The 15,257-nt window shown below is 66.0% G+C and carries 7 protein-coding genes and 2 pseudogenes; 3 read left to right on the forward strand and 6 right to left on the reverse strand.

The window, feature by feature from the left end:
* A pseudogene (locus tag AX690_RS21050) lies at positions 1-208 on the reverse strand (alpha/beta hydrolase); the annotation flags it as partial.
* A 311-nt stretch (positions 209-519) separates the two neighbouring features.
* On the opposite strand from AX690_RS21050, the gene AX690_RS21055 reads away from it, so the two are divergent.
* Entirely contained in the window at positions 520-3,549 is a 3,030-nt protein-coding gene (locus tag AX690_RS21055; protein ID WP_197426933.1) for a two-component regulator propeller domain-containing protein, read from the forward strand.
* A complete protein-coding gene (locus AX690_RS21060) occupies positions 3,546-4,169 on the forward strand; it encodes a response regulator transcription factor (RefSeq protein ID WP_082769798.1) in 624 nt (207 codons plus the stop codon). The genes AX690_RS21055 and AX690_RS21060 overlap by 4 nt, the downstream gene beginning before the upstream one ends.
* Before the next feature lie 63 nt (positions 4,170-4,232).
* Here AX690_RS21060 and AX690_RS21065 read toward each other — a convergent pair whose 3' ends face one another.
* The 5 genes from AX690_RS21065 to AX690_RS21085 form a co-directional block, all read right to left on the reverse strand.
* Entirely contained in the window at positions 4,233-5,636 is a 1,404-nt protein-coding gene (locus AX690_RS21065) for a glycoside hydrolase family 30 beta sandwich domain-containing protein (RefSeq protein WP_066685084.1), read from the reverse strand.
* On the reverse strand, positions 5,636-7,921 hold the full coding sequence (locus tag AX690_RS21070) for a beta-glucosidase (protein ID WP_066685087.1): 2,286 nt from the start codon (positions 7,919-7,921) through the stop codon (positions 5,636-5,638). Before AX690_RS21070 ends, AX690_RS21065 begins: the two co-directional genes overlap by 1 nt.
* A 17-nt stretch (positions 7,922-7,938) precedes the next feature.
* A complete protein-coding gene (locus AX690_RS21075) occupies positions 7,939-9,483 on the reverse strand; it encodes a tryptophan halogenase family protein (protein ID WP_066685091.1) in 1,545 nt (514 codons plus the stop codon).
* 118 nt (positions 9,484-9,601) lie between these two features.
* Positions 9,602-12,508 (reverse strand): TonB-dependent receptor, encoded by a 2,907-nt coding sequence (locus tag AX690_RS21080; protein WP_066685097.1) that lies wholly within the window; start codon positions 12,506-12,508, stop codon positions 9,602-9,604.
* Between the two features lie 147 nt (positions 12,509-12,655).
* Positions 12,656-13,696, reverse strand: a complete 1,041-nt coding sequence (locus AX690_RS21085; protein ID WP_066685100.1) for a LacI family DNA-binding transcriptional regulator — start codon at positions 13,694-13,696, stop codon at positions 12,656-12,658.
* 357 nt (positions 13,697-14,053) lie between these two features.
* Between AX690_RS21085 and AX690_RS21090 the strand changes: the two are divergent.
* Positions 14,054-15,202, forward strand: a pseudogene (locus tag AX690_RS21090) (TonB-dependent receptor plug domain-containing protein); the annotation flags it as partial.
* Between the last annotated feature and the right edge of the window lie 55 nt (positions 15,203-15,257).

A 15,257-nucleotide genomic window follows, 5' to 3' on the forward strand; every position in this document is an offset into this window, starting at 1 on the left:
GGCCCCAGTCCTTGTAGAAGATCTGCACGCCGTCCTGGGTCGTGACGTAGCCGCTGCTCATGTCGTGGTTTCCTTTGCCTTGGGTTGAGGACGCGGGCTTGGCCAGCGCCAGGGAGGGGGGAAGTGCCGCCAGCGCCGCCGCGCCCGCGGCGGCGGCCAGGACACGTCGCCGCGTCGCGCTGGCCGGGTCTTGTTCGTGGTCAGTCATCGTGATGTCCCCCGAGAAAAGGTTCAGAGCGGAATGGAAAAGCCGCCGCGATCAGGCTCAGACGACACGTTGTCGCGTCGCGGGTCTTGTCGGGATTGGTCGTTATCGTGGCGAAGAGTCCCGCGATGGGGCCGAAGCGTAAATGTCGGGCGGGCTACCCAGCGTCGACACGAATGGGCGGCGGATCTCCACCAGAACGGGCGCTTGCGAGCTCCCATCCCACCGAAAGGGTGGGCTAGGCCTAGCCCGGTCGATATTGATCAGCTTGAGCGTCGGCGCTTACGCTTGGCGCCTGACGTATGAAGGCGCTCATGGCGAACGGGTCTGCGAGGATTGGCTGGGCGGCGTTCCTGATCGCCCTGGTGCTGGCGTCTCCCGTCCTGGCGCTGGATCCGCAGCGGGCGATCGCCCAGTACAAGCACACACGCTGGACAGTCGAAGATGGCGCCCCGGCGCCGATCGAGGACATCGCCCAAACTCCCGACGGCTATCTTTGGCTGGGCACGCCTCTCGGTCTTTATCGCTTCGACGGCGGGACCTTCGAGCCGGTGAGGCCCCCCCGACCGAACACGTACACGCTCAACGACCGCGTCGTTCGTCTGATGGTCGCGCGGAACGGCGCGCTATGGGTCGGCTACGAGGAAGGCGGCCTGGCTGTTCTTGAGAAGGGCAAGATCAGGCTCGTCTTCGATCCCAGGATCTTCCGCTCGGTGGTCCACTCCCTTGCCGAGGGCCAGGACGGCGCGATCTGGGCGACCACGTCCAATCCGAACGCCAAGGTGGTCCGGTTTTCGAACGGAACCTGGGAGATCCTCGACCCGCTGATCGATATGCCGGACCAGGCCGATTGGGTGTTCATCGCTCGGGACGGCGCGGTGTGGGTCGCCGGTTCAGGGCGCGTGGCCCGCATGCGTCCCGGAGAGCCCAGGTTCACCACGATCCAGTCTGGCTTTGTCGAGGAGGTCGCGCTGGCCGAAGACCGGCGCGGCTCGATCTGGGCGGCCGACGCCCGGGGCGTGCGGATTATCCAAGGTCCAGGCGCCGGGCAGGTGATCTACCCCCTACCGACCGTCAGCCGTCAGACGCGGATCTTCTTCGATCGCGACGACAGCCTGTGGGGCGCGCGCCATCCGGACGGCGTCTTGCGCATACGCCCGTCGGCGAGCCTCAACAGCGCCAGGCCTGCCGTCGACCGTTTTTCGGCGGGGCAAGGTCTGAGCTCCGAAATGGCCTATCGGGCGTTCGAGGATCGCGAAGGCAACATCTGGGTGGGGACCGTGCGGGGGCTGGATCGTTTCCGCCCGGCGGCGATCGCGCCCGAGACCGTCGTGCCGATCAGCTCGCCCTACGGCTATGGCGTGTTCTCGGACGCCCAGGGCGCCGTCTACGTCTATGACACCGAGACCTTGTACAAGGCCAACCTTGGTCAGCCGCTGAAGCCTCTGATCCGGAGCCTCGGTCCATTCACCGCCATGTGCGACGCGCCGGACGGCGGCATCTGGATGGGCCTGGGCTCAGAAGTGCTCAGAGTCGACGGCGATCGCGTCACCCGAATTCCCGATCCGCCCTTCCCGGATGTGCAGGTCACGGCCTGCGCGATGGATGCGCAGGGCCATCTATGGGGTGCGGGCTTCAGGGGCGGCCTGGTGAAGTGGGACGGGCGGACGTGGACGCACGCGATGCCAGAGGCGCTGGGACGGGCCGTGACGGCCCTGGCGGCGGACTCTCGCGGTCGTATCGTGGCCGACGGGGGCCGCAACGCCGTGCTGATCGATGGCGCGACGGTGAAGCTGATCAAGACCCTGCCGCGTAGACAAAGGGGCGGGACCATGCCGATGGCGAATGGTCCGCTCGGCGTCATCTCCGGCAGCGACTTCGGCCTAACCCGCTTTCGCGAGACGGGATCGCAGTTCATCTCTCGCGACCGTTTTCCGTTCATAGGTCTAAGTCACGGCTTGGCGCAGACGGCCACGGAGACATGGCTGCTGGGCGCGGCGGGTCTCGTCAGGATGCGGAACGCCGACCTCGAACGGGCTTTCGAGGATCCCAAGGTCGACCTTCCGGCGCGGATCTATGATCTGAAGGACGGTCTGCCTGGTCCGGCCTCATACAAGTACCGGGCCGATCTGGCGATCGGCGGCGACGGCCGCGTCTGGATAGCGACCACGGCCGGGATCGCCTCGCTCGATCCGGCCCGCTTGCCATTCAACACAATCGCCCCGCCGGTCTCGATCAAGAACGTCCTGGTGAACGGCCAGCGCGCAGCGGATGGACCGCTCGTCGACCTGCCAAAAGGGGCGCGCTCGGTCCAGATCGACTATGTCGGTCTAAGCTTGGCCGCTCCGGAGCGAGTGCGCTTCCGCTATCGGCTCGAGGGCGTCGATGACGATTGGGTCGAGGCCGGCGGGCGTCGGCAGGCGTTCTATACCAACCTAAAGCCCGGCAAGTATGTGTTCAGGGTCCGCGCCGCGAACGCCGATGGCGTTTGGAACGAGGAAGGGGCGAGCGTGACCCTCGATCTTCCTCCAACCCTCGTTCAAAGCCGGCTGTTCCAGCTATTGTGTGTCGTTCTGGGCCTGGCGTTGCTGGCCGTGGCCTTCCAGTGGCGGATGGGACGGCTCGCCGAACGCCTCCAGGCCAGCCTGCGCGAGCGCATCGCCGAGCGGGAACGGATCGCGCGCGAGCTCCACGACACGCTTCTACAAGGGGTCCAGGGCCTGATCCTGACCTTCCAGTCCGCCGCCCGCCAGGTGCCGGCGGACCTGCCCGCTCGCAACCAGTTGGAGCGCGCGCTGGACCGCGCCGAGGCCGTGGTTGTCGAAGCGCGCGATCGCGTACGCAGCCTGCGCGTCTCGGTCGGCGGGGATCTGATCACGACCCTGCGCGACGTCGCCGAGTCGATGCGCTCGGAGCACACCGCCGAGGTCGTGACGACCGCGATCGGGCGCCCCATCGACCTGCATCCGCTGGTCGCCGACGAGGTGGAGCGCATCGTCGTCGAGGCGCTGTTCAACGCTCACCGCCACGCGCGCGCCTCGCTGATCGAGGTGATTGTGACGTACGAGAGCAAGCGCCTGCGCATCAATGTTCGCGACAATGGCGTGGGCATCGAGCCCGCGGTTCTCGAGGTCGGCGGCCGCGATGGGCACTTTGGCCTGGCGGGCATGCGCGAGCGCGCGCGTAAGATCCGCGCCAGCTTGACTATCCACAGCCGTCCGGGCGAGGGCGCTGACGTGGAACTAGTTGTTCCGGGCGCCGTGGCCTACGCTCGCCGGCGCATCGCCTGGCCGAGATGGTTGGTCGGACCTCGCGGCGGGAAGCACGGGGAGGGCGCGGAGTGAGCGACGCCGTATCGATTCTGATCGTCGATGATCATCCGCTCCTGCGCGAAGGCGTTGCGGCCGTGCTCGAGGCCGAGCCGGACATCCGGGTCGTGGGCGAGGCCGCGGACGGGCTGGACGCGATCGCTCAATTCGAACGTTTGCGTCCCGATCTGGTGCTGATGGACTTGCAGATGCCGGGCGTCGACGGCGTCGAGGCGATCAGCGCGATCCGCGCGATCGCTCCGGATGCGCGGATCATCGTCCTGACGACCTATGCCGGCGACGTGAGGGCCTTGAGCGCTCTCCGGGCCGGCGCCAGCGGCTACCTGCTCAAAAGCAGTCTCAGAAGAGAACTTATCGACACCATCCGCGCCGTGCTGGGCGGGCAGCGCTACCTCCACCCTGAGGTGGCCCATGACATCGCCGTCAACGCGATCGCCGAACCCCTCAGCGATCGCGAAATCGACGTGCTTCGGCGCGTCGCGCAGGGCGCCGCCAACAAGGAAATCGCCCGCGCCTTGTCGCTGTCGGAAGACACGGTGAAGGGCCACATGCGCAGCATCTTCAGCAAGCTGGACGTCACGGATCGCACCCAGGCCGTGACGGTCGCCCATCGCCGCGGGATTATCGCTCTCTAAGGCGGCTGACAGGCGCCGGCGGACTCTTGCCGGGCCTGTTCCTGCAGCGCGTTGCCCAGATGATCACCACGTAAAGGTGGCGGCCGCTCTGGCCGGCAACGACGTCTTGAACCGCTTGGCGCCGTCGCTGATCGCGAAGCTGGCGGGCGCGCGCCCGACGTTCAACACGATCAGCACCCGGCCGCCGTCGCGGTTCTGGAAGGCCACGGTGCGCAGGTCGCCCAGCTTGGCCGGCGAGCCGATCCGAACCGCGCCCGGCTTCACGAAGCGGCTGGCGTGGCCGAACGCGTAGTATTCCTGCGTCCGGGTGATCGCGCCGGTCTGGCTGTCGATCGTGACCACGGGACGGCAGTCGCTACAGCCGCCCTTGTGCGGGCCGAACTTCTCGTCCAGCGCCAGGTTCCACATCAGGACGCCGCGCGAGCCGCCGCGCGTCGAACCGATGATCAGGTTCTCCATCATCCAGGAGAAGCTGTCGTCGAACTTTGGCGCCCATTCGCCGCCCGAGCATTCGGTCAGGAAAATCTCCTTGTCCGGATGCGCCGCCGTCACCGGCGCCTGGGCCGAGACGTCGCCGGCGTAGCAGTGCCAAGCCACGCCCGCGAGGAAGGCGTTGGCCTTGGGATCCGCCAGCACGGTCATCGGCTGCTCGGGCTGATCCCAGTTGTGGTCCCAGTCGAGGACCTTGGTGGCGATCTTCTCGCGCTGGAACACCGGCGCCAGGTTCTCGCCGAAGAAACGCGCGCGGCCCTCGGGCTTCCAGCGCATTCCGGGATAGCTGTCCGGTTCGAAATCCGGCTCGTTCTGGATGCTCAGATAGTCCGTCGGCACGCCCAGCTTGGCCGCGCCCTTGATGTAGCGGGCGAAGAAGGCGGCATAGACCGGATAGGCCTCGGGCTTCAGCTCGCCCTGGATCAGGGAGCCCGTGGTCTTCATCCAGGCCGGCGCGCTCCAGGGCGAGTGCATGACCTTGAGGTCCGGATTGATCTTCAGCGCCGCGCGGACGGTCGGGAACACGTACTGCTCGGGCCGCTCCAGAGAAAAGCGCTCCAGCGCCGGGTCGGGCGCGCCGTTCGGCGTCTCGTCCAGGCTGTAGTGGTCCAGCGAGAAGTCCGAGGCGCCAATCGTGACGCGGGTGAAGCTGAAGCCGAGCCCGCCATTGGCGCGGCCGAACAGCTCACGGAGCAGGGCGTCGCGCTGAGCGGAGGACAGCCTGTTCTGGATCAGCCAGGCCGAGGCGTCGGTAATCGAGGCGCCAAAGCCGACGATGGACTGGTGGCGCTCCTTGGGATCGACGGCGATCAGCGGCAAGCCGTCGACGGCTTTCGCCGAGACCGCGCCCGATGCCGGCTGGGCGGCCAGCAGCTGGCTCTTGTCGCCGGTCGTCACCCAGGCCTGAAGCTTGGGCGCTGCGGCGGCCGGGAAGGCTACCGAGAGCGCCGCGAGGGCGGTGCAGAGCGCGCGCATCAGGGCTTCCTCGACCAGGCTTTCAGATTGGCCTTGCCCGTAAGGACGGGCTGGCCGGCGTTGTGGCCGACATAGAGCGGATAGCTGCCCGCCGCGATCGACCAGCCCGGCTTGACGACATCGTAGTCGGCCAGGATGCGCGGCTCGACCGTCAGGGTGACGCGTCGGGTCTCGCCGGGCGCGAGGTCGACCTTCTGGAAGCCCGCCAGGCGGACCATGGCCTTGCGCTTGCCGGTCGTGACGTAGAGCTGCGGGGTGTCGGCGCCGGCGACCTTGCCAGTATTGGTCACGTCGAAGCTGACCTTCAGGCCCGCCGCGTCCTCGACCTTGAGGTTCTTGTAGGCGAACGAGGTGTAGGAAAGGCCGTAACCGAACGGGTAGAGCGGCGTCAGTTTCTGCTGGGCGTACCAACGATAGCCGACGGCGGCGCCCTCGACATACTTCACCGGAAAACCCTTGATGCCAGGGACGTTCTGGCCGGCGCGGCGGGCGTCGTCGATCGCGGCCTGTTCAGCTAAGCCGGGCGCACTGGCGCGCGGCGCCTGGTCGGCGGTCTTCGGGAAGGTCATGGCCAGGCGGCCCGACGGATTGACCTCTCCGAACAGCAGGCGGGCGATGGCCTGGCCGCCGCGCTGGCCAGGATACCAGGCCTGCAGCACCGCGCCCACGCGGTCGAGCCACGGCATCAGCACTGGGCCGCCAGTTTCCAGCACGACGATCGCGTTCTTGTTGGCCGCCGCGACGGCGTCGATCAAGGCGTCCTGATTGTCGGGCAGGGCGATCGAGGGCGCATCCTGGGCCTCGGTCTGCCAGTGCCAGGCGAACACAATGACGACGTCGGCGTCTTTTGCCGCAGCTGCTGCGGCGGCCGGGTCCTTGCCGTCCACATAGACCACCTGCGCGCCCGGCGCGGCGGCCTTGATCGCCTCCAGCGGCGAGGAGGCGTGCCAGGTGACCCGCACGAACGAAGCCGCCTCGCCGCCGTTCAGCGGGATCTCGACGGGCGCGCCGCCCACCGAGCGGACCTGGGACGAGCCGCCGCCCGACAGCACGCCGACATCGGCATGGGCGCCGATCAGCACGATTTTCCTAGCCGTCTTAGCGAGGGGCAGAAGGCTGCGGTCGTTCTTCAGCAGCACCGAGCCGCGTTCGGCCACGGTCTGGGCGACCTTGGCGTGGGCGTCGTAGTCGATGGGCTGGGCCGTGGTCGGCGTCGGATTATCCATCAGGCCCGAGGAGATCACCCCATGCAGAATGCGGCGGACCATGTCATCGACGCGGGCCTGACTGACCTCGCCCTTGGCCACCGCGGCCTTCAGGTCGTCGCCGAAGAAGATCTGGGTGTCCAGCTCCTGGCCCGACTGCTGGTCGAGACCGGCGAGGGCGGCCTTCACCGTGCTGTGCACCGCGCCCCAGTCGGACATCACGAAGCCCGGATAGTTCCAGTCGCGCTTGAGCACCTTGTTCAGCAGGAAGTCATTCTGGCAGGCCCAGTCGCCGTTGACCTTGTTGTAGGCGCACATCACCGAGGCGGGATTGCTCTTCTCGATCGCGATCTGGAAGGCCAGGAGATCGCTCTCGCGCAGATCCGCCTCGTCGATCTGGGCGTCCATCACGTGACGGCCCGTCTCCTGGGCGTTCAGGGCGAAGTGCTTGATGGTCGAGACGATGTGGTTGGACTGCACGCCCTTGATCTGCTCGGCGACCATTTCGCCCGCCAGCAGCGGATCCTCGCCGAGATACTCGAAATTGCGGCCGGCCCACGGGTCGCGGGTCAGGTTGACGCCCCCGGCCAGCAGGACGTTGAAGGTCTTGGCCCGCGCCTCGGCGCCGATCATGGCGCCGCCGGCGTAGGCGAGCTTCGGCTCAAAGGTCGAGGCGAGCGCGAGACCCGAGGGGAGGGCGGTGGCGACGTCGCCCTTGCGCTGCTCGACCTGGTTGGCCACGCCGAGACTGGCGTCGCTCTCGCGTAGCGTTGGGATTTTCAGGCGCGGCACGCCCGGCACGTAGCCGGCCGAGGGGATCATGTCGGCGGGCGCCGGCTTTGTGTTGGGCGGGAAGAGGCCATGCAGGTAGGTGATCTTCTCGTCCAGGGTCATCTGCTTGACCAGGGCGTCGGCCCTGGCCCATGCCGGGTCGTTGGCGCGGGGAGCCAGCGGGGCGCTGTCCTTGGTCGGCATGACCTCGGCGACGGCTCCCGTCAGCGGCGCGAATGAAAGCAACGCCACGGCGGCGGTAGTCCGGCACAGGATCCGCAGGGCGGAAGAAGGCTGGGCGGTCGTCATGGCGTTACTCCGTGCCATCAGGGGGTGGGAACGAGCGGCGTGGCCGCCTGCAGCGCGGCCGGGGGCGGCGCCTCGCAGGTGCGGGTCACGAACTCGGCGTGGCTGGGCATGACGGCGAGGCACTTGCCGATCACCGTCTCGATGTTGTGCAGGTACTGGGCGATGGCCTCGTCCGAGTGGACGCGGACCAGCGGGTCGTAGCCGCTCGGGATCACGCCCTGGCCCAGGAACACCTGGATCCAGCTTTCCTCGGTGAAGAGCTCGTCGTCCTCGCGGAACACACGCCCGTTGGCGCGGAACAGGTCCATCTTCCGCTGCAGGGTCGCCGGGACCTCCATGTCGCGGCAGTGGCGCCAGAAGGCGGTGTCGTCGCGCTCGGTGGCCTTGTAATGCAGGATGATGAAGTCGCGGACCCGCTCATATTCGAAGTCGGTCTGACGATTGAATTCGTCGATCGTCGCCTGGTCGAAGCCGGCGTCGGGCAACAGCCGCACCATGCGGATCACCGAGGACTGGATCAGGTGCAGGCTGGTCGACTCCAGCGGCTCCATGAAGCCGGCGGCCAGCCCCACCGCCACGCAGTTCTTGTTCCAGATCTTCTTGCGCTTGCCCGTCGTGAAGCGGATGCGCAGCGGTTCGGCGCGCTGGGCGCCGTCCAGGTTGGACAGCAGGACGCGCTCGGCCTCGTCGTCGTCGATGAACTTGCTGCAGTAGACGTGGCCGTTGCCGGTGCGGTGCTGCAGCGGGATGCGCCACTGCCAGCCGGCGTCGTGCGCCGTCGAACGCGTATAGGGCGTGAAGTGTTCCGAGCGCTCGGACGGCACGGCGATGGCCCGGTCGCAGGGCAGCCACTGGGTCCAGTCCTCGTAGCCTGTCTTCAGGGCCTGTTCGATGATCAGGCCGCGGAAGCCCGAGCAATCCACGAAGAGATCGGCCGTGATCGTCTCGCCGTCTTCCAGCGTGACCGACTGAACGAAGCCGTCCTCGGGGCGCAGCGTGACATCGACGATCTTGCCTTCGCGCCGCCGGACGCCGCGCGCTTGGGCGTAGGTCGACAGGTGCTTGGCGTAGAGGCCGGCGTCGAAATGAAAGGCGTGGGCTATATGGCCGATCGGGGACTCGCTCATGTCGGCCCGCGCCCGCATGAACTTGTCGCTCAAGGCCATGGCGTTGTTGATCGCCAGATTGTCGAACGGCGGCGCGCGGCCAAGCTCGCGCATGCGCAGCCAGTACTGGTGGGCGCGCAGCCAGCCGAGATCCTGGCCGATGACGCCGAAGCCGTGCAGGTAGCTCTCGCCCTTCCGCCACCAGTTACGGAACTGGATGCCCAGCTTGAAGGAGCCTTGCGTCTTGCGCAGGAAGTCGTCCTCGTCGAGGCCGAGCAGTTCGTTAAACTTCTTGATGGCGGGGATGGTCGCTTCGCCGACGCCGATCGTGCCGATCTGCTCGGACTCGACCAGAACGATCTCGTAGAGGCCCTGGAACAGGCGCGCGCACAGCGCCGCGGTCATCCACCCGGCCGATCCGCCGCCGGCGATCAGTATCTTCTTGAGCGGTTGCAACCACTCGCCTCCCGGTTTTGGTCAAAGGTCGGGGCCGCTGGCTGAGCGGCCCCGCCTCCGATGGTTCCTTGCTGGCGAGCTCACCCGCAAGGGGGGCGCAGGGGGCTCGACCGTCTGCCTAGAACCGATAGTTGACGCCGAACAGGAACTGGCGGCCGTACTTTTCATACGTTTCAGGCAGCGAGCTGCCGTTCTGGGTCTTGGAACCGCCGTCATCGAGGCCAACGCGCGTGCGGTACGGCGAGTCCGTCAGGTTGTTGACCTGCAGCAGGACGCCGAGATTCCGCAGCGGACCATCCTCGAAGGTATAGCCGATCTGGGCGTCGACCTGTTTATCGGCCAGGATCTCGGTAAAGCCGCGAGTGGCGTACAGCTGAACAACTTCGCCCTTGAAGGCCGATCGGTAGCGCTGGCTGATGCGCGCCTGGAAGCCGCCGCGCTCGTAGTAGCCGGTGACGTTGTAGACCGTCTTCGATAGGCCCGGGATGCGTGAGGGCGCAGAAGGGTTGCTGGTCGGGTTCAGGTCGGATTTGGTCAGAGACAGGCTGCCTTGAACGCCGAAGCCTTTGAAGAGATCGGCGACCTGACCAAAGTCCAGCGCGCCGCTGAACTCAAGGCCCTTGAGGTTACCGCCGTTACCGTTCTGAGGCAGTGTGATCTGACCCGCGGTGCTGATGATGACGGTCGCAGGCGGAAGCGGGCCCGCGGGAATAGGAATGCCGGTGAAGTCGAAGGGCAGGGTCTGCTGATAGATGTAGGTGTCCAGTTTCTTATAGAAGGCAGCCACGGACAGGTATGTCGTTGGGCTGACATACCATTCGTAAGCCAGATCGGCGGCTTTCGCCTCCCAAGGCTTCAGATGAGTGTTGCCGCCGGACGCAGACCAGGGGTTGACGGTTTGACCGTCCTTACAGCTGCCCTGAGCGCTACAGATCATCCCATTGAAGGACGGCGTCACATTGGCCCGTAAGTCGTCCATGCGCGGTCTGGCCATGGTTTTGGACAGGCTGCCGCGCAAACGATGACCTCCACCCAGATCATAGACCAGGTTCAAGCTGGGTAGAACGTCAGTATAGTCCTCTTTGGCCTCGATCCGCGTCGGAATGATGGGCTGCTTCACGTCATCAATCGTGCCGCCGTCATTGATTTGAACACCGGTTGAAGACTGTTTCTGATTGACGACCTGAAGGCCGATATTGCCGCGCAGGTCGCCAGCCTGGAAGTTGGCGCGAGCAAAGAAGGTTGTGACCTTCTCCGTTATGTCCCAATTCTTGTCGTAATAGTTGGCATCGAGGATCGGCGACCAGTTGTAGTACTTGCGCCACGTATCGCCGACATTGAAGCTGAGCACGCCACCCAGGCCGGCGAAGCCTAGCTGCGTCGGGCTGACGAGGTCGCCCGCGTCAACCAGCACCTGCTGGCGCCCGTTCTTCAGGAAAAGGTCGTTGTCCGAGACGGTCTTGCCCTTGTCGCGCTTGGTGTAGTTCACGCCGGCCGAGACGTTGGTGATGAAGCCATCCAGGTCGTGCTCAAGGCGTACGTCCACCGCCGTGACGTCTTCTTTCACGTGCGGAAAGCGGATCGCCCCGTCATGCCCCCAGCCGCCCCACGGGGCGTGATCGCCCAGGCTGACCTTGCTGGCGTCGGCGTAGTTCAGACCTTCGTCATATTGCGAGAAGCCGTCGTCGGCCACGACGAAGCCGATCTTGTCGAAGGTTCGGCCAACGTTCGAAGTCGCGGGCGTTACGCCTCCCACGCCAAGGCCGTAGCCCGCGTAGGTCTCCATGATCTGTTCCTTTCGCTTGTTGGACGAATAGGAGAGATCCGCTGTCAGGCGCGTCTTGTCGCTGATCTTATACTCGGTGTTCAGGCCGCCCGAGAACAGCTGGTCCTGACGGGTGTTGTAGTCGTTGCGGAGCTGGAAGGCGCCGTTGTTGAACACGCCGCTGCGGGCGAATTTGCTGCCGCCCAGGTCTTCGGTCTTGATCGACGTAAACGCCGCGCCCGCGTCTGCGCCGGGGTTCGAGAACCATTGCGCGCCGCGCGTGACTTCATGTTGCTTGAACGTCGAGTAGTAGAGGTCGGCGGTCGTGTGCAGGCGGTCGTTGGGCTCCCATTCGAAGATGCCGATCACCGCGTCGCGCTTGTTGTTGCGCGAAGTGGCGAAGACTTCCTGACCGTTCAGCATCAACGCGCCATCCGAACCATCCGGGATCAGGCGCTCTTCCTTTGTGGCGGCGGTCGAGGCGTTCGTCGTCGTCCATTCAGGACTAAACGCCTCGTAGCCGTAAGCCTTGTAGTGCTTCACCTGCGAAGGCGAATCCAGGTGGGCGTAGCCCAGCGCCACGCCGATCGTGTCGTCGGCGAACTGGTTGATGTAGCTAACGCTGAATCGACCGCCCGTGTTGTGGGAGTCGTCGTTCAGCTTCTTGCCCGAGGTCTTCTCGCCGCGGAGGTTCACCGCCAGGGCGCGCTTGCCGAACGCCAGCGGGCGCACGGTGCGAAGATCGGCGGTGCCTGAAAGGCCCATGCCCGACACCTGGGCGTCGGGCGTCTTGTAGATCACGACGCTGGACAGCAGCTCGGACGGATACTGGTCGAACTCGACGGCGCGGTTGTCGCCGGAGCTGGCCTGCTGGCGGCCGTTCAATAGGGTGGTGGTGAAGTCGGGCGCCAGGCCCCGGATCGAGATCACCTGGGCGCGGCCGTTGACGCGCTGGGCGGCGAGACCGGGCAGGCGGGCGATCGACTCGGCGATCGAGACGTCGGGCAGCTTGCCGATGTCCTCGGCGGAGACGGCCTCGACGATCGAGGTCTCGTTCTTCTTGATGTTGATCGAGTTCTGGATGCCGGCGCGGATGCCGGTGACCACGATCGCCTCGACCGTATCGTCCTCGGCCTGGGGCGCTGGCGTGGTTTGCGCGAAACCAGGCCCGGCGAGGGCCAGGGTGATGGCTGCGACCGAAGCCGTAGCGTAGAATTTCTGGGTGGACGGACGCGCGCCGCTCGTCGTGCGGTTTCGCATGAATTCTCCCCTCTGAACTCGCCCGCGGAAAGGCGACACATCTTCTTGCTTGTCATGCGGCCGAATCCGGCCGTGGAAATGCTCCAATGGAAGCGCTTCCAATTGCCGCCAAGGCGACAACGTTGTCAAGGCGCAAACGTGGCGAGATTAGGCCGCGGCGGTCGTCTGACGGGGGACGACGGCGTGGTCGAGTTGCTGAAACACCGGCTGCGGCTCTGGATTTGCGCCCGTCAGTCGGGCGACGATCAGTTCGACGGCCCGTTGGCCCAAGACCTTGACCGGTTGGTGCACGGTGGTCAGCGGCGGCCAAACGATGGCGGCGACGGGCGCATCGTCGAAGCCGGTGATGGAGAGGTCCTGAGGAATGTTCAGGCCGCGCGCGTGGGCCGCGGACAGAGCGCCGGCCGCCATGTCGTCATTGGCGCAAACGATCGCGGTCGGGCGCAACGGGTGATCCAGCAGGGCGGGGGCGAGGTCGACTCCCGACCGAAAGGTGAAGTCCCCGCGCGAAACCACATAGTCCGACTGGCCAAGACCCTGTTCGGAGAGGGCGCGCTGGAAGCCCTTGAGCCGTCGGTCGGCGGATAGGTGCCCCTCCAGCCCGGCGATGAAGCCGAACCGTCGGTGGCCAAGGCGCAGCAGCTCGCGCGCGATATCGTGGCCGCCGGCCTCGTCGTCGACCCCAACCGCGTCGGCCTTGCCGCGTCCGGGGCCGCCGGGCGACACGGTCACGACCTTGCAACCCTGCGCCAACGCCGCATCGATCAAGGCGACATCGTCGCTGTAGGGAGGGGAGAGGATCAGCCCCTCGCATCGCTGGGTCGTGACCAGGTCCAGCACGCGCTTTTGCCGGTCGGGCGTCTGATGCGGAACGTTCTGGATCAGCACCTGATAGCCCAGGGCCAGGCAGGCCCTCAGCGCCCCCAGCTCCAGCGCGGACTCATAATAGGAGTTGGGCTCGTTCTCGGGATCCGAGGCGAAGACGAAGGCGAGCAGCCGGCTGGCGCCCCCGGCGAGACTGCGCGCCTGGGGATTGACCTTATAGTCCAGCGCCTCGACCGCGCGCATAACCCGCGCGCGAACCTCGTCCCGGACGTTCGGACCGCCGTTGAGCACCCGAGACACCGTCACGCGCGCCACGCCCGAAAGCCGGGCGACGTCGTCAATGGTGGGCCTCTTGGTCGTCAAGCGAGATGTTCCCCCGAAAGCCCGGCGAAGATGCTCAGGAAGCCCCCGCAATACAAGCGCGCGCGCTGGAAGGAGGTCTCGAGGCCGCTGGATCCGGGCTCAACGGCTCCATTATTGGTATAGTCCAAAAAGTCATTCGCGTGACGAGATCGCGACGTCACGGCCTGCGCCCTTTAACCGCGTTCTCAGGAATGGCTGGAAGAATGATCCGTCCCGGGCGCAAATGATCCCAAGCCCAGAGCGGAGTCAGGGGCTCGCGCAAGGAATTTTGACTGACGGCCCGTCACTGTCACGCAGGTGTCGTGGCAGCCTGCTTAAAGCCGCTGGTCCATACCAGTTTTGGGGCAGGGGATTCTCATGCTGAAGTTGCAATCCGTTCGGGCCTGGCGGCCGAACTTGAAGAGCTGTCTGCTGTGCACGGTCGCCGTGCTCGCGGCCAACGCCAGCGCCACCGCGGCTTTTGCGCGGCAGGCCGCGGAGAGCGCGGGCGCCAGCGACACCGTCGATGCCGTTCTCGTGACCGGCTATCGCAAGTCGCTCGCCGAGGCTCGCGCCATCAAGCGCGAATCGGTGATCCAGAAGGACGCCATCGTCGCCGAGGACATGGCCAAGTTCCCGGAACTGAACCTGGCGGAGTCGCTGCAGCGCCTGCCCGGCGTGCAGATCAACCGCGAAGCCGGCGAAGGCCGTCGCGTTTCGCTGCGCGGCCTGGGTCCCGACTTCGTCCGCGTGCAGCTGAACGGCATGGAAGTGCTGGGTAACGTCGACTCGGCGCAGGACAGCCGCGGCCAGCGCTCGCGCGACCGCGCTTTCGACTTCAACATCTTCGCTTCCGAGCTGTTCTCCAAGGTCGAGGTCGAGAAGACCTTCGAAGCCGCCCAGAAAGAAGGCGGTATGGCCGGCACGCTCGGCCTCTTCACGGGCCGTCCGTTCGACTACAAGTCGGGCTCCAAGGGCGCGCTGTCGCTGAAGGCCGGCACCAATCAGTACACCAAGGACACCCAGCCGCGGATCGCCGCGCTGTTCAGCCAGAACTGGGATGATCGGTTCGGCGTCCTGGCCTCGGTCGCGTACTCAAAGCGCAAGACCACCGAGCAAGGCCACAACACCTACAACTACTCGCACCCCAGCGCCTCGACCCTGAAGTCGCTGGTGGACAAGGGTCTGGATATCTCGAAGCTGAGCGCCGCCCAGCAGACCAAGTTCCTGTCGGGCGATCTCTACTTTGCGGACGGCAACCGTATCTCCTCGTGGGACGCAAAGCTGGAACGCCTCGGCGTCACCACCGCGGTGCAGTGGAAGCCGGTCGACAACTTGCTGCTGACGCTGGACGGCCTCTACGGCCAGTTCACCACGCACCGCAACGAGATGCACCTGGCCACGCGTCCGCTGGCCTCCACCGGTTCGGTCGCCTTCGACACCGCGGCGGGCGGCGTCTGGCCGTCGGCCTTCCAGAAGCCGTCGGTGATCAACAGCCTCAACTATGACAGCAACGGTTACGTCACCTTGATCCTCCCTCGTTTCAGTGGACACCCATGCTAGCTTTTCGGAGCTGGAGAGG

It is taken from the genome of Caulobacter sp. CCH9-E1 (assembly GCF_001556515.1).
Classification (GTDB): domain Bacteria; phylum Pseudomonadota; class Alphaproteobacteria; order Caulobacterales; family Caulobacteraceae; genus Caulobacter.